The following is a 308-nucleotide window of genomic DNA, read 5'->3' as shown; positions in this document are numbered from 1 at the left end:
AACAAAAGGCTTAAAGACGCTCTTTTGTTCAATATTCTGAGCTACATGTCAAATCAGCTTTTAGGCGAAGGGAACACCGCCGCGGCAATAGACGAGCTTTATTTATTCCTTTCAAATCTGACAGCCATCGAGTACATCAGAAACGCCATGAAAAGAGTGCGGAAAAAGGAATCTGCAATGGTGATCGCAAGCCAGAATATCGACGATTTCCTGCTGCCCGAGATCAGGGAGCTTACTAGACCGCTGTTTGCTATTCCTATCCATCAGTTTCTGTTCAACGCGGGCAACGTAGAACCAAGAGCGTATAC

Annotated in this window: 1 pseudogene; it reads left to right on the top strand. The window is 45.5% G+C overall.

From position 1 onward, the window contains the following. Nucleotides 1–308, top strand: a pseudogene (locus ACYQ0N_RS15445) (type VI secretion protein); the annotation flags it as partial.

Source organism: Ruminococcus sporogenes (assembly GCF_054655175.1).
Note: the sequence above shows the minus strand (reverse complement) of the source record. Positions and strands in the feature narration are given on the sequence as shown.